Source organism: Rhizobium sp. Leaf453 (genome assembly GCF_001425605.1).
Taxonomy (GTDB): domain Bacteria; phylum Pseudomonadota; class Alphaproteobacteria; order Rhizobiales; family Rhizobiaceae; genus Pararhizobium.
Genome location: NZ_LMRG01000006.1, coordinates 200,213 through 221,230, shown reverse-complemented (window position 1 = coordinate 221,230; position 21,018 = coordinate 200,213). Strand labels below are relative to the sequence as shown.

Genomic DNA, 21,018 nt, shown 5'->3' with positions numbered 1-21,018 from the left:
TCTCAAGACATGTCCAACAACGGCAACCACTACAGCGATAACGCCCGGTTCGCGGCTCTGTCCCAGCGGGTGTCCGGCATCGAAACATCGGTTCAGGGACTGGCGAACCAGTTCGCATCGTTCGTCGCCAAACTGGACGAGCGACAGCGAACGCCTTGGGTGACTGATTGTCTCCATCGCGGTCGCGATGCTTGCCTATGTCACCACCATCGGCGGGATCGCCTACGCGCCTGTATGGGCTGGCATTGGCCGTCTGGAGAACAGCCAACAAGCGCAAGTATCGGACACCAAGGCAGCGCTGGCCTCCATCACTGACCGAATGGTGACGCAGAAGGAAATGGAATGGCGAACTGCTCGGGGTGCCGAAGACAGGCAGCGAACCGAAGGCGCAATCAAGGATCTGCGCAGCGATATGGTCCCGCGCGCCGAACATGAACGTGTCTGGCAGAGCTACACGGCCACCGACGCCAGTCTCCAGCGCCAGACCGAAGAACTGAAGCAGACGGCAGGCAGCGTCTACGGCCAGCGCGACATCAACCTCGACCTGAGATAGCGGCTTGATCGGATCGAGCGCCAGCGCCTTACCAGCATGACGGGAGGGAACTGACATGGTTGGTTATCTCGGATTTGGCCTCAACCTCGGCAGTGCTGCCCCAATGGCGGGAGCGGGGGTGCCGTGGATCACGCCATCGACGATCGTTGCGGAGCCCGGTACCGGCGTCAACGGGGCGAACCAATGGCGCGCGGGCGATACCTCGCCAACGGGCGGCGTGATGACCATCGACAGCGGTTTCACGCGTCGGCCCGGCATTTCTACGCTCAAGATAGATGCATCTGCAGCAACAGCCGAGGGCGTTTCGTTCTACAAGACCTTTCGCCGCGCGCTGGCACAGGCAACCGCGCTGACCGGGCCGTTAGAATTGTGGGTCTGGCTTCCCGTCGTCACTGCCGGCGGGCACACGATTTATTCCCGCGTCTGCTCTGGTGCCACGGCCAACCCGCCAACATCCGCTCCGGCGAACCGCTACCAGCAGGTGTTCGCACCTGACAAGCACCAGTCTCCGGCTACTGGTGCCCGCTCTACTGGCATAAGGACGGCAAGCTCTTTACGAACAGCGCGCCGAACGGTCTGGCGCCCACGCTGGCGGCCGGCACGATGGATTTCAATGCCATCACCGAATTCGAGTTCGATTGGTCGATCAGCGCCGCCACGCCGCTCGCGGAACGGTACATCTATATCGACGCGGTGGCATTCAACGGCCGGTCGCGTCCTGCGGTCATTTTCGGCTTCGACGGATTTGGTGATGCCTCGCATGAAAGCATCGTCCTGCCGCTTTGCCAGAGCCTCAACTTGCGCGGATACATCGCCGGCGATGGTGACTCTGCAGCGGCGAACTCCGCCAAACTGGCGACCTTCCAGAGCGCTGGATGGGATATTGTCAGCCAGGGGATGGAGCATACAAACTATCTGACGAACCCCGGCGACCTGCCGGCCGATTTCGACGAGGCAGAGGGCATCTTGGAAGGCCTCAATTTAACCGATGGTCGGGACCTGTTCGCATATCCTCTGAATTCCAGGTCTCTCGCAACAGATGCGACCTTGCTGGAAAAAGGCGTCAAGTGGGCACGTTCCACCGGGGCGAACTATTTCCCGATCACCTCGCTCGGCAAGCCGAACCCGCTGCTCGTCGGCGCGCTTGATATCGGCCAGAAGACCGCCGCCCAAGTGCAGGCGTGGGTCGATGACGCCATTCTTGCCGGCTATACGCTCGTGCTGTACGGTCACACGATCGCCACAACGGCGTCTTCAAGCACGATCACCGCGACGGCTGAGTTCACAACGATGATGAACTATATCGCATCCAAGCGGGACGCAGGGCTTATCGAGGTGCTGACGCCAAGCCAGCATGCACGGATCGCCGCTTAACCCCGCTCCCCACCATCTTATAGTTGCGCGAGCGATCGCTATTTGGTAACCAGACTTCGGCGGTAAATGAAGCACCTGCTTCATTAGGGTACCAGGTAACCTAGGGCTGACGGTTCTGACGAAGCCGCTTTTGCAGCTTAACACCTCCCGCCACCACCCCACCATCAAAGTATCGGTTTTCGGGGCCGCATGGATGCCCACCACTGGTTTGGGATTCCGTCCAGATGATCACGAAGTCTGTCCTCGACATGCTCGGGGCTCCAAACAGCAGCGCATTCTAAGCGATCAGCCTCCTCGAAGCTAAGCGGCGACTCGCTATTTGTGATAGTGTCACACGCAGTTATTTTCCCTGAAATCAGGTCTTGTCTAAAAAACGTCGCTCCATCCAACGCAGACACTGTGGCCGGGTCAAGTTTGCCAACGACGGGCCATCGCCCAGACTTTACAGCGTTGTCGATTACCCAAAGTTTGAAAATCACGGCTCGACCTCGCAGATTGTCGACTAACTCTTCAGCCTCAAGCTCTTCATCGAGAAACGCGAAGAGCGGATGCGTCAAGGCGACGGCATGGAAGTGCCTGTTGTTCCCAATATCGATCCTGACAATGTCCCCTGGTTTCTGCTTCCGACCCCTGATCATTTCACCCTCTCTCTTCAGGCGTGATGTTTAGCGAATCCCGAGAACTCCGCAATGTGCCAATTGGTAGTCCCACCACCCCAAAATCGAGCGAACGCATATTCATTTCACGGGCTCACTGGTCCAGATAAACGTCGCTTTTTTTGACTGATTCCAGCAGAATATTCGCGTTCCGAACTACGTTCTGCCAGCGTGGGGTTTGTACGTAGTGGGCAGTCAGTTCGTCGGGATAGTCCTCTTCAAGCGTGGCGCGCAGTGAGGTCGCCAAATCCTTGAGCTCTGGGGCTTCATTCTTTGTGATGATTTTTCCCACACACGCTGGGATGTCTTCAATGTGGAGAATGCCAATCAGATATTTAATCACCAGATCGTAGTCTATGAACAAGGCGCTGTCGCCATTTTCGCCATACTTGTATGTCTCGAGCGTTTTATCGCTCTCGGCCAGAAACTCCAAAAAATATATCAAAAGGGCTCGCCCTTCGGATTGTTTTATTTCTTCATTCATTTGCTGATCCCAAAAATGGCGTCGAAACCCTCGGACACGATCTACTACTTTCTGGTTGGTGCGCTGCATAAAATTGCACCGTTTGGTCTACGCTTCGACGCGTTTAGCCAAGCAGGAGGAAAGACTCGGCGAGCGGACCACTTTGGGCTTCAAAAGATTCGGCGGGTTTTCTCCTGCCACCAGCACCAACACCCCACCATCAAATGGAAATGAAATCGTTTATGACCGTTTAGCGCCCAATTGCGGTCGATAAGGCCATGTAATAAAATCTTGAATTGCCGCAGATTGATTTTTACAGATGAACGACACGAAACAAACGCCATCTTTGGCGATTGAGTTTGGGAAACCTGGCGAACCTCCTCCGCCATATGTCTCTCATTTATCGAAGGAGTCACAAGGGCTAATCGTTCTATGCGGCGGAAGGCGAATAGCAAGCGGTCACGAATTTGGGAATGAAATCGCATTCATTGATGAAGGGGAGCTATGGGAAAATGACGATTTATTTTCGAAGCTGAGTCAACTGAATGCCAGCGGAGTTCCGTTTTCATATCGGCCAAAGGAAATGGACTCGCCGGATATTCTAATGACGTATTGGCATGCAATCGGAAGACTCACAGTAAGTTTCAGGGAGATTGTTTGGCGAAGTTCCGATCATTGGTACATCGCGACGCGCGAGCCTCCGGTCCTTAAAGTCGGCGTTTCGGAAGTACCAAAGAGTTTCAGTTCTTGGTTGTCACGCTCTTAAACTTGGAAGGCGAGTGATCGCTTTGAGCCCAATTGCGGCCATTCCACCCGCAGATAGTTTGCAGCCACCTGCGTTCATCACCGGTTGGGATATGGACGCAAGCTACACTCCGCCCGACAAAGTCTTTGTCAACGGCATCACCTACATGCCGGCGCCTGCTCAAGATCAGAGGGAACGCTTGAGTTCGGAGGCGAGACTCTTCATGCCGAACCCAAAAGCTGACTTTGTGAAGCTCTCAAAATTTAGCAAAAAATCCGACACGGCCTTCGAAAGCTCTTCATTCGAAATGCCAGGATTAGTGAATTCCGCCCAGCCAGACTCAGCCGTCCACAATCCATCGAGCTGCAAAGTGAACGCCAGCAGCGGCTCCTCCTCTTCGTCCATTGACGCATAGTAGAAGCTCGCCGTTGGGTCGCGTCCATATTCGCATTGCCAGTCGAAACAATAGAGAGCGAATTCGACGATGAGTATCTCTTCGAACAAAAAAAACCGGTCGTGTGCAAAGGTCACTCTCAGCTTTCCGCTCGTATCGGTGACAACACGATACCCTTTACGCTGTTTGGAAATTGCTACTATTTCGAAACCGAAATCCATCATGGAACCTTGTTTACGTTGGTACGCGCCAAGATCATTTGTCATCCTATGGAACAATGGATCAGGCAAGTGCCCACCACCAACAAAACATATGGTGGGGAAAGAGTGTCGCGCTGGAAGCGGTACCGTTGACCCTGAAAGTTTGAAAACGCTTAGGTGTGCGCCGGGCGGGATTCGAACCCGCAAGAGTTACCCCCCACGTTGTGACGTGACATTACCGTTCTGCAACCGACACACGAGCGGGATCTGTAGCAGAAATCCTGCTCGTTTCAATATGATGCACCCATCACCCCAACAGAAAGTGTGGGGGAGAAGTCGCTCGCGACTTGACCGGCAGCGCTTCGTTGATAAATTGGGTACGGCGGTAAATGAAGCATCTGCTTCATTAGGGTACCAGGTAACCTACGGCTGTCAGTTCGGTCTTCGGGCTGTTTGCGGCTTAACACCTTCCGCCACCCAATCCCCCGCACCAGTGTTGTATACGCGATTAATAATGTCTTCTATCAACGTCCTATCTTCGGGAGGGGAAGAATAGCCGTCATTGTTAGGGTAGGTGATCCGAGCGATAAAATCTGCAGCCGACATTATTTAGATCCGGTGTTGGTTGACAAAAATTGAAGTATTTTTGAAATTGTGATATGGTCTTTCCTGTCGAAGCCACTAAAGCTCAGCATCGAGGCGGAGCGCTCCATGGAATTGTATGTTAACTCGCAGTTTTTACTATTGTATTGTTTATAGTGTAGTATATCCATGTAACAATAATAGAAAATTCCATCAACTTTATCGGTAATTATAAGCGCGCGCGCGAAAAGCTCGGGCGACCGTTGAGCCGATTTTGCGCTATCGGAGCTAAATGCATCCCTCGATACTGCGGTAATTAGAATCAAAAAAGCGGCGGCAATTTTTCTTGAATGCATCATAGCTTCCTCCTAGATGCGACCACAAAGCAAATTACAGCGAACACTATGACGGATGCGTACACGAATTTTTCCATCGCCACTTGCCGAGCTCCACTATATCGCGGTTTAGATTTAGCTGGTCATGCTTAGGCGAAAGATTTTGTCTTTTGCGAAGATAGTCAAGTCCGGCAGACGCGGCCCATCCATCGCTTCACTCACCACCCCTAAATCGTTCGATCCAAGCTATTCAAAAATCCCGTAGCTTCCGATAGGTCCAAGCAATGCTGCGACGTATCTAACAAAGTCCATTCCGAGTAAAAACAGCCTTGCAGGCTCTCCTCGACAATCCGAACCTTCTCTTCGTCCGACCAAGCCCGCCGACGACCAACATCGTCGACAGACGCCCTTCGCCGCAGGCATACTGCAGGAGGGGGCGTCTGCACGCTGAAAACTTTCAACGTCCTTTGCCGAATTTCAAGCTTCATGAACTGAAAGTGCTTCTCACGTTGACACGAGAAGCTGTATTGAGGGCAGCCCTGTAGTGAGCGCCTTTCAATTTCACATTCACCCACTAGCGCTTTTCGAAATTTGCGAGCATGCGCTTCAATAGATCGATCACATGGGCGATCTCCTGGGCACTGAACCCATTCACAGCCAAGTCATTTCCATCATCCATTATCTCAGAAATAGCCGGCAACGCGGAGGTTGCCTTTTCCGTGAGGCAAATGAAGCTGCTTCTGCCATCTCGGGGGTCCTTTCTACGCGTTACAAAACCGTCTCGCTCGAGCCGATTTAAAAGTTGTGCTGTGCTGGATTGCTCCACCCCTAGCAGTTCGGTCAACTGCTTTTGCGTCATGTCGCCGCCCTCTGTGAGTGCGGTTATGACCGGATAGCCGGCAAGCCCTGTACCTAAGGGGTGGATACGCTCCTCGGCATAGCGTGACATCAGCCGGGCCAACCGGACTACGAGATAGCCCGGCCTCTCGCGCAACTTCCATCTTGGTCTGGGAGTATCCACTTAAATCAAATCCTCTGGATGTGCATAGGATCCGCTTGATCTAACTTTTTTCTTAAATACCGCAAGGGAAAGCCACGATGTCTGCTCCATTAAAGCACATCAGCCGCTAATATCCTCCAACTGCTCTTCGCACCAGTAGAATGCGTCCCAACCTTGCGCCAATGTGATGGCGTGGGTGTCCTGCGGTGTCATCATTGCAACCAGTCCGGCTACAGCTGACGGCTCGGGTGAGACTGCATAATAGATGCATGGTGACGCCAAGACCGCGGCAACGAGGATAGCAACAATCGCTTTTTTCATAGGTATTTCCGGTTCAAGGTCATCAGATGGCTTGATCCAAGGTCACTGGTGGACTTCAGGTATGCCGATAGCGGACTTCACCGCCAATGGGCTTCGAGATTTAAACCGTCCCTGTATCCAAGATATTTTCAGATCAGCCGGAAAACGTAACGCTGTGTAGTTTTGAGGACAGCTTACATCGTGTCACGTCCAATGTTGGAAACCGCCGCGCCTATTCAGACGGGTCAACGTAAAGTCACTTCTGCGGCGAGCCCCCCGGCAGGCAAATTGTAGAGTTTCACCGACCCTTGAATTGTGGATGCGAGCTGCTGGGAGATAGCCAGTCCAAGACCTGAGCCCCCGGTTTCGCGGTTTCGTGATGTTTCAACCCTAAAAAATGGCTGCATCGCGGCCCCGAGTTTATCGTACGGTATACCCGGTCCGTCATCTATGACCCTTATAACAAAGTTTCCGTCGCTCGATCTTGCGACGCTGATCTCAGCTGTTCCCGCAAACTTGAGGGCGTTGTCGATGAAGTCGGTCAGGATACGCCTTGGTACATGTGGTTTGGTGACAGCCGTGCCTTGGACAAGGCGAATACTTCCGCGGAAGACCGCTCGTCACCATCTTCCCTTTCGACATCGAGCAGATGGCATTGGCATTGTATCCACACGCCACCAATTCGACGCGAAACCGCCAGGCGTTAACGCCGGCAAGAGCCGTGATCATCCACGGCTACAAGCGCGGCTGGTGTAACCTGATGCGCTTGAATAAACTGAAGGAGGAGAAACCCAAGAGAAAGAAGCCGGCGACGCCAGCTTGGCTACACGCCTTCACGAGGCAGTGCGAAAAGGACGGCCTTCCGCACGTGGCGGCGCTGGTGCTTTTCATGGCCCAGACCGGCGCAAGGGTGAGCGAGGCGGTCAGGCTTGAGTGGCCGCAGGTCGATCTCGTCAACCGCACGGCCCTGCTTTTGAGAACGAAGACGGGGACGAACTCAACCCGCCATCTAACCGACGAACTTGTCGCCCGTCTCCACGCCTTGAAATCAACCTGTAGCGGGCGCTAGCGCGTTTTCCGGTATCACTGCCGCCATTCGGTGAATGAGCGCCTACGGGCTGTCAGTGGCCGCGCAGATATCACCTACAAGCCCAGCCATACTTGCGGCCGACATGCCTTCGCGACCAACGCGATCGACAGTGGCATCGATGTCAAAACAGCGATGCTGGCGGGCGGTTGGGAGAGCATCGAGGTCTTTCTTGGGATCTACGTTAACCCGCGCCAGAACGCGGGACGGCTCGTGGCGGATCGGTTCAACGCCTACAAATATGATGCCGATTTGTGACTTAGCTTGACTCTTGGCAAAACCGGAACATAATAAGAACATTCACAGCAATGAAGCCGTCATTTCAACAGTTGGTCCACAGGATATCCACCGGTTATGCCGGCGGAAAGGAGAACTCATGTTCGCCAGACAGCCATCGGAAAAGAAACCCCAAGACGTGGATCTCCGCTTCGTCTCGGACGTCTATTGGATACCGCCGCAGGCGGATGATCTCATCAGGGTTCCGCCCGCCGTTTTTATGTACGCTGCGCCGGCGATCCCGCGAATGGAGGTGTTCTCTTCTGCCGTTTTTGAAAAGACAGGCGCGGCTCCTATGGGCGAGTTTTTCTTTCTCGTCGATAGAGAGAAAAACCGGACGCTCTGTGTCTACAGCTTGATGGATGAGTGTTCGGTACCCATGTGGGTGGAAAGCATCGACTTGATCGTGGTCGCACGTGAATTTCGAGACGAATGCCGTCGCAATTGCTGGGCGACGGAGGCCTACTCGTGATCGACGCGGCAATCGAAGTCCAACAACCGATCAGCGCGCCGAGGGCTGATGAGGAGCGGATCTGCGTCCATCCTGGTCGCTTCCAGTGGGGCTGCTTCGGCCTGGAGCGTGGGCGCAATGGGCCGCGCTTCTGGTGCAAGGAACATCTGCCCGATGATTATTGGGCTCCCGCCCCGGTCAACTGATGCCGACCTATGCAGAGACTAAAGCCGCCGTTATCAACCTTCTGCGCACGTTCGGCGATGGACCGACGAGCTTATATGAAGTCGGCGCACCGTTGGTAGGACGGGGGTTTAAGCAAGACCCGATCGTCAATGCCCTCTTTGATCTCGCACATGAGGGCGTGATCGAACTTTTGATTGGGAATGCGCTGCCAGTGCTGAAGTTACCCGTCTCGCAGAACTGACGCGCGGGGCGGCTCAGGTCGCGCCGTGCTCGAAGTCCGAAGCCACGAGGTTCGCTTCATCCTCGGACACGGCCAGATGGTCGGCCGGTTAGTCTATGAGCATATGATGGAACGCTCCAAAGGCGTCTACGGTCTCTGCCTTGGCTCGAACTACCAGGCACAGGGCCCGAAGCTCTCCAAGCATTTCCGCCCTGAATAGCCGCGTGGACCGATCGCGCCCGCCGGTATTCGTGAACGGCAATTCATCGAATACCCCCCAAATGGAGGATTGAGGGCGCAAATACGATTGGATAGCGTCCCTCCGATCATTCATTCATTGCGCGGAGCAGGGGCAATCATGGCATTCACTTTACGCTCATCAAGACCCACGCTTGTCAGCGCAGTTGAGATGTAAAGATCTAGGGTTTCCTGTGTGAACACCATGCATGTCCCCAATTATGTCGGCGAGTGACAGGATGATGCCAGCATGAGCGTTGCCATTCCATTGGCATGCAAAGTTAAGGTTATCCGGTAGGGTTAAGATCCTGGGGCGCGGGGATAGAGACCATTAACCAAATCAGATTAGAGTCTAGTCGAGTTTGGTTGTCGAGACCTCCCAAGCGGCTGGTATTCCCCAGACCCTCCTACGGAAACGTGGGAGGGTTTGCTTTTGAGAATTCGTTAAGCGGGGCGAAGCCTGGCTCTTAGGGGAAGGGATTCACAAGGCTTCTGACCGGCTATAGGATGGAGATCGTCGGCCGGCTGGCGCGATTGTCTGAGCGGCTTCTTATTTGATCAAGATACTGGTCTGGTGCGTCGCGCAGGCTTGGCGAAAGCATCCTGTGGCATACTGAGGCTTTCGAACGGAGCCGATTGATGAGATATGACTGGACAGGGCAAAAAGCCCGAATTCAATTCGAGAATCGCATTTTGGTTGTCGTGGCCTTGAGTTTGGTGACCGCCTGTGTGCTGCTGCTTCCGGCCGCACTTTTGTAATTTCGTGGGTTCGTCAGGATAATGCGCAGCTTTTTTGAGCATGGGTTTCGCATGCTGCTTATTACGTCGCTCCTAGCGACCATCGTTCTTTTTGCTGCCGTCACCTTCTTCGGCCAACAAGGTGCTGCGACGGGAACTCTCTCGGCAATCGCCAGGAATTGAACCTACGATCGTAGGAAATAAGGGCGCCCCGCCTACGCAATACACAAGGCGGGGCTGAATGTTTGGGCACTTGAAAACGCCGAGTTTCCGCGCTCGGCAAAACCAAGATGACACATTGATTGCCCCAATCGAGCACAACCCGGTTTTTGGGTGATTTGGTAGGGTTAAGCAGGCGGGCCGTCAGTTGATCAACAACAGTGCGCCCCAAATTATCGCTGCCCAGATAGCGAGGGACACAGCGATGGCGGCAAGTAAAGCTTTCATTCGATTCGTCATGCAGTGACGATGCGCCGTTCCGACACATGGTTCACGGCTCGATACAGATCATGCTCAACGCGGGGCAAAATCCCACAGGCGATGCTCCGAATTGAAACGGACGACGACCGGTTGCCCAATGGCGGGCTAGCCTGCAGCGCCATCTCAGGGCAGACGGCCTTCGGCGGAGGGATACGACAAGGCCTTCGATTGCAACCGATTTACCAATATCCGTCGTAGGCTATGATGTCGACGAAGCACGCGAGACAAACGAAAGCGTGACCAGAACGCGTTTTGACTATGTATCGAGCCAAACTTTGATGGCATAGCCGACAATGCCGACCGACAGCACGCCCGCGCCCCAAAGCGCGACGAACCAGAGCAGTTTGCGCGGCAGGCTGTTTTCCGGCATCAGTGATACCCCTCTTCCGGATCGACCTTCCCGCGGAACACCCAGTAGGCATAGACCGTGTAGATCAGGATGATCGGCACCAGGATCAATGCGCCGACGAGCAGGAAGGCAAGGCTGGAATCGGGCGCCGCCGCATCCCAGATGGTGACTAAGGGCGGGACGATGAAGGGGTAAAAACTGATTCCGATGCCGGCATAACCGAGAATGAACAATCCGAGCGCCGCCAGGAACGGCTGCGCATCGCGCTTGTTGCGGATACCGGAAAGCAGGAGCGCGAAGCAACCGAGCACCAGCACCGGCACGATCACGCTGAAGAAGGCTGTCGGGAAACTGAACCAGCGATCAAGGTAAAGTGGATCGAGGAACGGCGTCCAGAGGCTGACCACGCCCATGGCGGCGATGGTCGCGAAACAGGTGCGGAAGGCGATGCGCCGTGCTTTTTCATTGAGGTCTCCACTGGTCTTCATGACGAGCCATGTGGCCCCCAGAAGCGCATAGCCGATCACCAGCGCCAGGCCGGTTGCGACCGAAAAAGGCGTAAGCCAGTCCCACCAGGCACCGGCATAGGCGCGGTTTGCAACCGGGATACCCTGCACCAGCGCACCGAGCGCCACCCCTTGCGAAAATCCGGCCAGCGTCGAACCGCCCGCGAAAGCCCAGTTCCACAGGAATTCGCCGCGTTTGGTGCGCCAGCGATATTCGAAGGCGACGCCGCGGAAGATCAGTCCCAGCAGCATCGCGATGATCGGCGCATAGAGTGCCGGCAGGATGGTGGCATAGGCCAGCGGAAAAACCGCCATCAGCCCGCCGCCGCCGAGCACCAGCCAGGTCTCGTTGCCATCCCACACGGGCGCGACCGAATTCATCATCACGTCGCGATCGTGCTTTTCCGGAAAGAAGGGGAAGAGGATGCCAACGCCGAGATCGAAGCCGTCGAGGATCACATAAGCCAGCACGGCAAAGGCGATGATGCCGGCCCAGATGAAGGGAAGGTCAATGGCCATGATGCGTGCTCCCATGCTTGCTGTCAGGATGCGTATTGCCGGCAGCCGGACCGGGGGTGATGCCGGCGGTGCGGATCGGCCCGTCCTCGAGATCCGGCATTGGATCGCGCGGCAGGCGCTTGATCAGGCGCAGGATATAGAATGTGCCGGCGCCGAAGACGAGGAAGTAGACGATGACGAATGCAATGAGCGATGCGGCGACCGCCGGCGCCTGCACGGGCGAGATCGAATCCACCGTCAGCAGATGGCCGTAGATCGTGTAGGGCTGGCGACCGACCTCCGTGGTAATCCAGCCAGCCAGAACCGCGATGAAGCCGGCTGGTCCCATCAACACCGCGGCGCGATGCAGCCAATCGTTGCTGTCCAGGGTGCCGCGCCAGCGGCTCCACAAGCTCCACAGGCCAAGGCCGAGCATGGCAAAGCCGATGCCGACCATCACCCGGAACGACCAGAAGACCACGGCGACCGGCGGCTGGAGGTTTTCGGGGATCGTATCGAGCCCGGCGAGCGGCGCGTTTAGATCGTGCTTGAGGATCAGGCTCGACAGTTTCGGGATCTCGATGGCGTAGTCGATCCGTTTTTCCGCCGAGTTGGGTATGCCGAAGAGGATGAGCGGCGCACCGTCAGGGTGGCTTTCATAATGCCCCTCAATCGCCATGATCTTGGCCGGCTGATGCTCAAGCGTGTTAAGACCATGGGCATCCCCGGCGAGGATCTGGATCGGCGCGACGATCGTCGCCATCCACATGGCCATGGAGAACATGGTGTGGGAGCGTCTTGGCGCGGTGTTGCGCAGAAGATGCCAGGCGCCGACGGCGCCGACGACCAGTGCCGTTGTCAGATAGGCGGCCAGAACCATGTGAACCAGCCGATACGGGAAGGACGGATTGAAAATGATCTTCCACCAGTCGAGCGGGATGAACTGGCCGGCATCGTTCATACCGAAACCGTCTGGCGTCTGCATCCAGGAATTGACCGCGAGAATCCACGTGGCGGAGATCAGCGTTCCGAAGGCGACCATGCCGGTCGCCAGAAAATGCAGCTTCGGCCCGACGCGGTGCAGGCCAAACAGCATGACGCCAAGAAAGCCCGCCTCGAGAAAGAAAGCGGTCAGCACCTCATAGCCCATCAGCGGCCCGATGACCGGTCCGGCCTTGTCGGAGAACAGGCTCCAGTTCGTGCCGAACTGATAGGACATGACGATACCCGAAACGACACCCATGCCGAAAGCGACCGCAAAGATCGTTTTCCAGAAATTGAACAGATCCATGTAGACCTGATCCTTCTTCCACAACCACAGCGCTTCCAGAACGGCGAGATAGCTTGCCAGGCCAATGGAGAAGGCCGGGAAGATGATGTGGAAGGAAACGGTGAAGGCGAACTGCACCCTCGCGAGGATCGAAGCGTCAAATTGGTCGAACATGGATATCGCACTCCGCACGACGGGGAATTGTCGGGATACCCGCCACGATTCTGATATGCCTTCTATACGGTACTTTAGGCGCTGCAGTTCCGCCACCAAACGCGGCAATTGGCCTCAGACGCGCTGCGCAACCGCTGAGCAGTCAAAATGGCTAGTGGTTTTAGCGACTCCGACTATTGTTAAGGATAAAGATCCCATTTCTTCAGTAACCTGGCCGCAAGAGCATATCCACCATTTGCACCATCTACGAAGTGGACATGGTTCTTGGCGTGGAGAGACGGTACAAAACAGGTCATCAAGGCCTCGGATTGTCGGTGAATGCCATATCGACAGGTGCCCGCCGAAGCTGCCCGCACCAATCGCTGCTCCAGTCTTTGCGTTCGTTCCGTATCGAGATCAACGGTCATTTTCAAGCTGTCGTCGAATTTGCGGAAGTCGGAATTTTCCGCCACCTCGACCTTGTAACGCTTGGGATCAAATGACCCAACAGGAACTCCAAGGTAATCGATACCGACGGCGAGCATTGTCTCGGCAAAAATACCAAGTTTCCGCATGAGAAGACGCCCTTCGGCTGCTGTTGCTCGAGCCTCGGAATCTATCCCCTTAGTGGTTAAAGTGAGCGGTGGGCCATCCACCGGAAGCGGATGTCCATCTCTTTCCTGTTCGGCGACAATCGAGATGATCTCAGTGAGAAGCAAGTTGAATTCAGGGTCTCGCCCGTTGACACCAGGTGCCACAATAAGCGAAACGATCTCGCCATTCCGCGCCGGGATTGGATCCCATCGGCATGAAAGTCCCGTCAAATCCGGTCTTGACCCCGGCGCAGCGGCGACAACGGAATATAGGCCCTTCTTCATTTGAGCTTCAGCCCAGTGTGACCCCCCGCCAGAGAACATCGCGTAAGTTGCGTTTTCGCTAGCCCTGTGTCGAGCGACAAGCACGTCCAATCCAGTGTCTCGAATATCCTGAACTGGAACGATCGCCGCACGCAGTGTCAGTTGGAGGGCTTCAGATACCCAGACAGTCAGGGTGGCGAGGATCTCCTGTGCGGTTGATACTCTTTCACCTGGTAGAGCCAGCATCGCACCATCCCCCCCAAAGACAAATGGATAGGTCTGACGACCAAGCCCATTGAGCAGCGCGGTGATAACGCTTGCTCCGGCAGTATTGACCGCCTTGTATTTTCCTTTCTCGATTGCGCGCGTAGAGTCGATGACGTCGGCAATGGCAAGCACCCACCCATCTGGAAGGGGTCTATAGCTTTCGACGTTGGTGAGGTCGGCAAAATTGTCCACGAACGGGATGAGATCAAAAAAATCTGTTTTAGCGACGTCGTCCATCGTAATTCCAAATTTTCGCTCTGCAACGATTATAACTGAAATCACCCTGACTGGCGCGGATGTTTTAAAAGAGGCTTGTGCATGTCTCCGGTTTGGGAATTTCACCCGCGAATGTCGTATCACTGAAAGTGCGGTGAAGAGAGAAGTTCAGCTTTCAAGCTCAAGCAGTCTCGACACCGTGAAAATGTCCTTGTCACCACGTCCGCACAGATTGACGATAATGATCTTTCCCGGCATTCGCGGCGCCCGTTTGACGACCTCGGCTATGGCATGCGAGGGCTCCAGAGCAGGGATAATTCCTTCCTCGGTGGAAAGAAGCTGGAAAGCCTCAAGCGCTTCGCTGTCGGTGGCCGACGAGTAGGTCACACGCCCGCTTTCTTTCAGCCAGGCGTGTTCGGGTCCCACACCGGGGTAGTCTAGGCCAGCCGAGATCGAGTGGCCTTCGGTGATTTGACCGTCCCCATCTTGAAGAAGGAATGTTCTATTTCCATGCAGCACACCCGGACTGCCTTTGGTCAGCGACGCACAATGCTCCTGGGTGTCGAGACCTTTTCCGGCTGGCTCGACGCCAACCATTGCCACGACTGGATCGTTTAGGAATGAATGAAACAGACCGATTGCATTCGATCCGCCGCCGACCGCAGCGACCAGCAAATCCGGCAGTCGGCCCTCATGTTCGACGATCTGCTTGCGCGCCTCCCGCCCAATAACCGTTTGCAGTGTTCTCACCATCTCAGGATAGGGATGAGGGCCGGCAACCGTACCGATCAGATAATACGTGTCCTCGACATTCGAAACCCAGTCGCGGAGCGCCTCGTTCATCGCGTCTTTCAGCGTGCCATTCCCAGCTGTGACCGCCCTCACCTCGGCTCCGAGCAACTTCATCCGGAAGACATTGGGAGACTGACGCTCGATGTCCTTGGCACCCATGTAGATGACGCACTGGAGACCGAACCTTGCAGCGACAGTTGCTGTCGCCACGCCATGCTGCCCGGCTCCCGTTTCGGCGATAATGCGGCGCTTGCCCATACGGCGAGCGACGAGAATCTGGCCAATGCAGTTGTTGATCTTGTGCGACCCGGTATGGTTAAGTTCGTCACGTTTCAGATAGATACGCGCGCCTCTCAGTCTTTCAGTCAGCCTTTCGGCAAAATAAAGTGGGCTGGGCCGCCCCACGTAGTGTCTGGAATAGCCGTCGAGCTCATTCCAATACGCAGGATCGATTTTGGCGCTCTGCCATTCGTCGTTGACGGCAAGCAGCAATGGCATCAGCGTTTCGGGCACGAAGCGGCCGCCGAACTGACCAAAAAAGCCATCGGCATCAGGAAGCGCGTTGGTCTTTAGCATCTTCATTACTCCAATCTGGAGCTAGTACGGTAAATTGCCGCTTTTGGATGGGGCCGGCCCCCCCGTTTTCAAAAAAAATGAAGGTGGTCGACCTTTAGGGCGTTTAATCAGCGCGATTAGCTGGTTCTACGTCAGCTGTGATCGCGCACGGACCTGGAAGGCGCCATACAGACGATCACGCTGGATAAGTTTTCGTTTTATTCTTTGGCTGACGCTTTATTAGACGCATTCGAAAGCTTTGGTGTCATAGTGATCCTCAGCGCAGAACTGATCGTATCTGCGAGAAAATCGTAGGATCGCAAATGGAAGCCGACAAACAGACCGTGCTCCTGGCAGAAGATGACGCTCTCGTGCAGATGACACTTGAGGAGATTATGGGCGACGCTGGCTTTAATTTCGTGATGGTTGTCACCGGGCAACAGGCAGTCGATGCTCTGGAACGAGAGCCGGAACGGTTCTGCGCCCTTGTGACGGACATCCGAATGCCTGGCAAGTTGACGGGCTGGGATGCCGCTCATAGGGCTAGGGAACTAAAGCCGTCTCTACCAGTCATTTATATGACAGGCGACAGTGCACAAGAATGGCGCGCCCATGGTGTGCCGGATAGCGTTTTGCTTCAAAAGCCATTTGTGCCGGCTCAACTTGTCACTGCCCTGGCGACACTACTCAACGAGGCTCAGACTCATATGATACATGATCCGACGTAAGCGCGTGTTAACTGCTATCGGCTAGTCTCTTCTTTCATCGGATGCGTGAGCACCATCCGAAACAGCGAACTCAACCCCTGGTTCTCTCCTGGCCGGGGGCTTTTTCGTCACTGCTGGGGCCACATTACCCGGGTTTCATCGCTATCATCCGAGCCGGCGCCAATCACCACCTGCGTTGCCAGCATTGATCGCGGCTTTGCATACAGTGGATAAAATCGGCTGCCGGGTTCCTCAATTGAACCGAACGGATACTTCGGCATTCGAATACCGATGAAGCGAAAAAGCTAGCTTTTGATTGCCGGGCCTATATGCAGGCCCGGCAATTAAAACTCACAACTTCGGCAGAAGCACTTTGTCGACAACGTGGATCACGCCATTGGATTGCTTGACATCAGCAATCGTGACAGTGGCCGTACCGCCGGCTTCATCCGTGAGTGTGATCTTGCCCATGTCTTCCTTGGCCTTCAGGACGCAGCCGCCCACGGTTTTGATGTCGTGCTCACCGCCATCATCCTTGATCATCTTGGCGACCGCGCTGGCCATTGCATCCGCGGCGACGACGTGACAGGTCAGGATTTTGGTCAACTTGTCCTTGTTTTCCGGCTTAAGCAGCGTTTCGACGGTGCCTTTCGGAAGCGCGTCGAACGCTTCATTCGTCGGCGCAAACACCGTGAAGGGACCCTTGCCTTCGAGGGTGGATACGAGATCCGCCGCCTTGACCGCGGCCACAAGAGTCGTGTGGTCTTTGGAATTGGCGGCATTTTCAACAATGTTCTTGTCCACAAACATCGCAGCACCACCAACTTCCGGGTTGGCGGCTTGAGCAACCAGGCCACCCGCCATAAGAGTGGCGAGCGCAACAGCCGAAACCATTAGCAATTTTTTCATGATCATCTCCTCTCGTTCCCGGCCTTTTGGCAGGGTGACGGTTCTACGAATGATCATCGTCCCGGTTCAAACGGTCCCATCAACAAATTGTGTTTGCCTAAAGGGCGATTTTGGGTGGCAGTATGCTGTGCGCAGATCGTTCGCAAAAATCCTATATTCCCAGCAAAGGCTGTATCAGTCGCATGAATCGGCTCTTGAACCGAAGCGGCGCATCCGTCACCGCAAGGCATATACAGTCTTTGTCCAAATCGGCCTTTGGCTGGTGCGTTAGATTATCGTCGGCCATCTCTATATCGCCCCGCCCGAATGTCGCGACCTCATCACTGAAGCTGCCGTCAAGCACGAGCGTCAATTCGAGACCCCCGTGGGAGTGCTCGGGCACCGGCTGACCTGCGGGAATTTTAAGGAGTCTGACCGTTGTCGTCGCATCCCCCGTCGGGATCAACATTTGGGCTGCGCCGCTCCCCAGTCTCTTCCATCTCAGACCGCCTGCCGCCTCAATGTATCTCTTCAGCGGTTCGGGGTAAATTCGATCCGGTACGGACCGCACTTTGAGTGGCACAACATTGTCGACCTCCCCAGCATCGATCCGCGCTTTCACTGCTTCCCAGCTCTTCGAAACGTCGCTTGCGCGACCGTCGTCCGCTTCCAAGAAGTATCCACCGAGGCTGTCAAGCATGTCCACTTTGGATCGGCAGGCAGGGCAAAGGGCGAGATGGCTTGCAACAGCAATACTCCATCCCTCGGTCAACGTTCCAGCCGAGTATTGCGAAAGAATGTCATCATCCAGATGATGCTCAATCATTTGATTTCGTCCTGAAGCGCGTTGCGCAGTTTCTCGCATGCAAGCCTGATCCTTGATTTCACCGTTCCAATTGGGATGTTGAGTTTTTCCGCTATCGACGAATGGGTGAGGCCTTCGAAGAACGACAGGCGCAACACTTCGGCATAATTGCCTTTTAAGGTCGTCATTGCCTGGCCCAGGGCGGCGGCACTCTGCTCTCGCTCGATTTTCGTATCGGCCGCCTCAAACTCGTCTGGCACGAAGGCCGGGTCGTTGGGGTCGAAGGTTGGCCGCACACCTCTGCGGACAGAGTCGATCATCTGGTTTCTGGCGATGGTGAATATCCAGGTTGACGCCTGAGCCTTGGAACCGTCGAAGAGCGAAGCCTTATTCCAGACACGCATCATCGTCTCTTGAGCCAGTTCTTCTGCGAGAACACGGTTGCCCCGCGTCATCCTCACCATGTAGGAGCGCACGCGCGGATAAAAGTGCCGGTAAAGGATTTCGAATGCGCCGACATCGCGCTTTTCTGAGATTGCGGACATCAAAACGACGATCCGTTCAGCATCGAGATTGACGCTATTTTCCTCCAAATTACCGACCTTTCGCCTCCCGACCGGAGGCAGCGAAACATTTGCCTTTGCGTAGGCGTCACGACGTAAACCAGTTCGGAGCGCTATTTGGATGTTCATGGAGCCGTATACGCATCCGAACGCGGCTGGATCAGACAACGCTCGAAATTCCCATTAAGGCTGCTTACGAGGCGCTGCAATCCTTAAACCGAAATCGCCGCAGCTTGTCAAAGCCGCTCGACATGGCCAAACATCCGCTGCGCGACCCAAAACCCGGCACCCGATGCGATCGCTGACAGGACGGTTCCCCACAGCACATCGGCGACCGTCAGAATCGCAGACCAATTCTTCAAGGTAGATTGATTGGTCAGGTCATATGTGGCGTAAGCCATGAAGCCTGCGACGGCCCCATATATGACCGCAGTTGTCATCGACCCCGACAACAAGCCGGTCCTGACGGCCAGAAACGTCAGCCCGGCTGCATAAATCAGGTAAAACACCACTGCCGGCGCCAGTCGGAACTGCTGAGCCAGCATGTCACCCAGCGTTGGGCGATAAAGGCGGTCGGCCATGATGCTGAGCCAGACAAAGTCGATTACGACAAATACGATCAGCGTTGTGGCATAAGCGGTCATGTACATTTTCATGTTCGGTTCCCTCTTGCACGTGTTGGGATCAGTTGATGCGGGTCCAGTCGATGCCTTTACAGATCAGACCGGCGACCACGCAGCCTCTGGTCGTCATTCGATCGCCATCGATCTTGACCGTCAGTTTGTAAGTGAGGTCGCGTTGCGGATCGAAAGCCGTGCCGGCATAGGTACCGTCGGCGTCTTGCATGATCGACATTACCAGTTTGTCGCCTTCCTTCTCTTTCGGCGTCCCGGGCTTTATCCATGTATTGACCGCGCAGATGTCACTGCCGCAAGGCGCGATCCGCACACGCGCGTTTCCGTCTCCACGGGCCCAATTGCCCGTGATGTCAGCGGCTGCCGAGCCCGCCTCACTGACGAAAAGCAACGGAATTGCCCAGAGAAGAGATCTGGCTCCGTTTAACTCAACGAGGCCCCTAGGCATGTTCAATCGTGTAAAGCCCGACATTAATGCGCTCCTCTTCGAACCCTGCCTCGCAATAACAAAGATAATAAGTCCACATCCGCTTGAACGCGTCGTCGAACCCCTGACTGGCAATAGCCGGCCACCTCGCGTGAAACCGCGTTCGCCACTCCCGCAGTGTGTGCGCATACGATTTGCCAAAATGCTCGATGTCGATCAGTTTGAGACCGGCGAGAACGACTGCGTCGCGCAGCGCCTCATCGGACGGCAGAAATCCGCCCGGAAAGATGTACTTTTGGATAAAATCGGTGCTGCCGCGATAGGCGTCGAACCGGCTCTTATCGATGGAAATGACCTGCAGAAGTGTACGCCCACCGGGTACCATGCACCGCTTGATCATCGCGAAATAATCCGGCCAGTAGGCTTCGCCGACCGCTTCGAACATCTCAATGGAAACGATTCGATCAAATTGACCGTGAACATCACGATAGTCTTGAAGCCGCAGTTCGATCTGGTCGGTTTTGACCGCCGCGGATATTGCGGTGTTCGCCCAACTCAGTTGCGAAGGCGAAAGCGTCAAACCCACGATATGAGCGTTGGAATGGGTGGCGAGGTCGAGCGCCAGAGCGCCCCATCCGCAACCGACTTCCAGGACGCGTTGTCCATCCGAGATTTCCAGCTTCTTGCGAATATGATTGAGCCGATTTTGCTGCGCAGCTTCTAGTGTCTGTAATGGATCTTCGAATATTGCCGAGGAATAAAGCATCGAGCGATCAAGCCATTCTCTGTAAAACGCGTTCCCCAGATCGTAATGCGCTTCAATATTTCGGCGGCTGCCCTTCCTGGTGTTGGCGTTGAGGAGATGGCGCATGCGGCTGAGCAGTCTTGCGATCCGAGTTCCAGCAAGAGCTGGCGCCAGTACATCGGCGTTTGCGGCGGCCGAGCGTATCAGTGCCGTCAGATCAGGCGTTGTCCAGTCTTCGCGGATAAATCCTTCCGCTGCGCCAAGTTCGCCAGAAGCAATAAGCCGCCGAAGCGCCCGCCATCGGCGGATGACGATCGTCGCGTCAGGCCCCTCCTCCAATCCGGGATGTTCGATGACTGCGCCGTTCGGCAAGACGATTTTGAGGCGGCCGTAGCGGAGATCTTTGATCAATTGTTCGAAAATAAGTCCGCCGATCCCAGACCTTGGCCTGCGTAACGTGAGAGCGTTGGTCGGCTCAGTGGCTTCGTCAAATTGCGTCACGGGCTAC

At 55.3% G+C, this 21,018-nt stretch carries 22 protein-coding genes, 1 tRNA gene and 3 pseudogenes; 8 read left to right on the top strand and 18 right to left on the bottom strand.

All coding sequences use genetic code 11. The features are described 5' to 3' along the window. The first annotated feature begins 187 nt into the window (after window positions 1–187). Complete coding sequence (locus tag ASG68_RS09810; protein ID WP_062601880.1) at window positions 188–553, top strand: hypothetical protein; 366 nt, start codon at window positions 188–190, stop codon at window positions 551–553. 603 nt (window positions 554–1,156) lie between these two features. Then, window positions 1,157–1,927 carry a hypothetical protein gene (locus ASG68_RS09805; protein WP_062609573.1) on the top strand — a complete coding sequence of 257 codons (771 nt, stop codon included), beginning with the start codon at window positions 1,157–1,159 and terminating at the stop codon, window positions 1,925–1,927. A gap of 164 nt (window positions 1,928–2,091) precedes the next feature. On the opposite strand, the gene ASG68_RS09800 is transcribed toward ASG68_RS09805, so the two are convergent. The 8 genes and pseudogenes from ASG68_RS09800 to ASG68_RS30485 form a co-directional block, all read right to left on the bottom strand. After that, window positions 2,092–2,565, bottom strand: coding sequence for an Imm26 family immunity protein (locus ASG68_RS09800; RefSeq protein ID WP_062601884.1), 474 nt, complete (start codon window positions 2,563–2,565; stop codon window positions 2,092–2,094). A gap of 112 nt (window positions 2,566–2,677) precedes the next feature. Beyond that, window positions 2,678–3,136 carry a hypothetical protein gene (locus ASG68_RS09795; RefSeq protein WP_156373631.1) on the bottom strand — a complete coding sequence of 153 codons (459 nt, stop codon included), beginning with the start codon at window positions 3,134–3,136 and terminating at the stop codon, window positions 2,678–2,680. An 80-nt stretch (window positions 3,137–3,216) separates the two neighbouring features. Then, window positions 3,217–3,435: a hypothetical protein gene (locus ASG68_RS31315; protein ID WP_156373632.1), complete on the bottom strand. Its 219-nt coding sequence runs from the start codon at window positions 3,433–3,435 to the stop codon at window positions 3,217–3,219. A gap of 542 nt (window positions 3,436–3,977) precedes the next feature. After that, a complete protein-coding gene (locus ASG68_RS09790; RefSeq protein WP_062609571.1) occupies window positions 3,978–4,451 on the bottom strand; it encodes a hypothetical protein in 474 nt (157 codons plus the stop codon). 114 nt (window positions 4,452–4,565) lie between these two features. Next, window positions 4,566–4,641, bottom strand: a tRNA-OTHER gene (locus ASG68_RS09785). A gap of 1,235 nt (window positions 4,642–5,876) precedes the next feature. Further along, window positions 5,877–6,251, bottom strand: coding sequence for a MarR family winged helix-turn-helix transcriptional regulator (locus ASG68_RS09775; RefSeq protein WP_062603715.1), 375 nt, complete (start codon window positions 6,249–6,251; stop codon window positions 5,877–5,879). A 171-nt stretch (window positions 6,252–6,422) separates the two neighbouring features. Then, a complete protein-coding gene (locus ASG68_RS09770; protein ID WP_062603713.1) occupies window positions 6,423–6,623 on the bottom strand; it encodes a hypothetical protein in 201 nt (66 codons plus the stop codon). Between the two features lie 224 nt (window positions 6,624–6,847). After that, window positions 6,848–7,201: pseudogene (locus ASG68_RS30485) on the bottom strand (ATP-binding protein); the annotation flags it as partial. A gap of 50 nt (window positions 7,202–7,251) precedes the next feature. Between ASG68_RS30485 and ASG68_RS32305 the strand changes: the two are divergent. From ASG68_RS32305 to ASG68_RS30480, 5 genes and pseudogenes are all read left to right on the top strand, one after another. Further along, a pseudogene (locus ASG68_RS32305) lies at window positions 7,252–7,947 on the top strand (tyrosine-type recombinase/integrase). Between the two features lie 118 nt (window positions 7,948–8,065). Continuing rightward, complete coding sequence (locus ASG68_RS09755; protein ID WP_062609565.1) at window positions 8,066–8,437, top strand: hypothetical protein; 372 nt, start codon at window positions 8,066–8,068, stop codon at window positions 8,435–8,437. Continuing rightward, on the top strand, window positions 8,434–8,622 hold the full coding sequence (locus tag ASG68_RS09750) for a hypothetical protein (protein ID WP_062609563.1): 189 nt from the start codon (window positions 8,434–8,436) through the stop codon (window positions 8,620–8,622). The genes ASG68_RS09755 and ASG68_RS09750 overlap by 4 nt, the downstream gene beginning before the upstream one ends. After that, window positions 8,622–8,843: a hypothetical protein gene (locus ASG68_RS09745; RefSeq protein WP_062609561.1), complete on the top strand. Its 222-nt coding sequence runs from the start codon at window positions 8,622–8,624 to the stop codon at window positions 8,841–8,843. Before ASG68_RS09750 ends, ASG68_RS09745 begins: the two co-directional genes overlap by 1 nt. Before the next feature lie 7 nt (window positions 8,844–8,850). Further along, window positions 8,851–9,042 (top strand): annotated as a pseudogene (locus ASG68_RS30480) (2'-deoxycytidine 5'-triphosphate deaminase); the annotation flags it as partial. Between the two features lie 1,604 nt (window positions 9,043–10,646). On the opposite strand, the gene cydB reads toward ASG68_RS30480, so the two are convergent. The 4 genes from cydB to trpB all read right to left on the bottom strand — a co-directional run bounded on the left by cydB (window position 10,647) and on the right by trpB (window position 15,761). Next, window positions 10,647–11,651, bottom strand: coding sequence for a cytochrome d ubiquinol oxidase subunit II (gene cydB, locus ASG68_RS09740; RefSeq protein ID WP_062603711.1), 1,005 nt, complete (start codon window positions 11,649–11,651; stop codon window positions 10,647–10,649). Further along, on the bottom strand, window positions 11,641–13,074 hold the full coding sequence (locus ASG68_RS09735; RefSeq protein ID WP_062603709.1) for a cytochrome ubiquinol oxidase subunit I: 1,434 nt from the start codon (window positions 13,072–13,074) through the stop codon (window positions 11,641–11,643). Before ASG68_RS09735 ends, cydB begins: the two co-directional genes overlap by 11 nt. A gap of 179 nt (window positions 13,075–13,253) precedes the next feature. Further along, a complete protein-coding gene (locus tag ASG68_RS09730; protein ID WP_062609559.1) occupies window positions 13,254–14,414 on the bottom strand; it encodes a DUF3095 domain-containing protein in 1,161 nt (386 codons plus the stop codon). 147 nt (window positions 14,415–14,561) lie between these two features. Next, the gene (gene trpB, locus ASG68_RS09725; protein ID WP_413814000.1) at window positions 14,562–15,761 is read right to left on the bottom strand and encodes a tryptophan synthase subunit beta; all 1,200 of its coding nucleotides are present in this window, start codon (window positions 15,759–15,761) and stop codon (window positions 14,562–14,564) included. Between the two features lie 302 nt (window positions 15,762–16,063). Between trpB and ASG68_RS09720 the strand changes: the two genes are divergently transcribed. Continuing rightward, complete coding sequence (locus ASG68_RS09720) at window positions 16,064–16,468, top strand: response regulator (protein WP_062603702.1); 405 nt, start codon at window positions 16,064–16,066, stop codon at window positions 16,466–16,468. Between the two features lie 330 nt (window positions 16,469–16,798). On the opposite strand, the gene ASG68_RS09715 is transcribed toward ASG68_RS09720, so the two are convergent. From ASG68_RS09715 to ASG68_RS09690, 6 genes are all read right to left on the bottom strand, one after another. Then, window positions 16,799–17,356, bottom strand: coding sequence for a fasciclin domain-containing protein (locus ASG68_RS09715; protein ID WP_413813999.1), 558 nt, complete (start codon window positions 17,354–17,356; stop codon window positions 16,799–16,801). A gap of 151 nt (window positions 17,357–17,507) precedes the next feature. Beyond that, window positions 17,508–18,161, bottom strand: coding sequence for a ChrR family anti-sigma-E factor (locus ASG68_RS09710; RefSeq protein WP_062603700.1), 654 nt, complete (start codon window positions 18,159–18,161; stop codon window positions 17,508–17,510). After that, window positions 18,158–18,832 carry a sigma-70 family RNA polymerase sigma factor gene (locus ASG68_RS09705; protein ID WP_320416507.1) on the bottom strand — a complete coding sequence of 225 codons (675 nt, stop codon included), beginning with the start codon at window positions 18,830–18,832 and terminating at the stop codon, window positions 18,158–18,160. Before ASG68_RS09705 ends, ASG68_RS09710 begins: the two co-directional genes overlap by 4 nt. 107 nt (window positions 18,833–18,939) lie before the next feature. Beyond that, entirely contained in the window at window positions 18,940–19,359 is a 420-nt protein-coding gene (locus ASG68_RS09700) for a DUF2177 family protein (RefSeq protein WP_062609557.1), read from the bottom strand. Window positions 19,360–19,387: 28 nt separating this feature from the next. Next, entirely contained in the window at window positions 19,388–19,810 is a 423-nt protein-coding gene (locus tag ASG68_RS09695) for a DUF2147 domain-containing protein (protein ID WP_244484174.1), read from the bottom strand. Beyond that, window positions 19,779–21,011: an SAM-dependent methyltransferase gene (locus ASG68_RS09690; protein WP_062603697.1), complete on the bottom strand. Its 1,233-nt coding sequence runs from the start codon at window positions 21,009–21,011 to the stop codon at window positions 19,779–19,781. The genes ASG68_RS09695 and ASG68_RS09690 overlap by 32 nt, the downstream gene beginning before the upstream one ends. Between the last annotated feature and the right edge of the window lie 7 nt (window positions 21,012–21,018).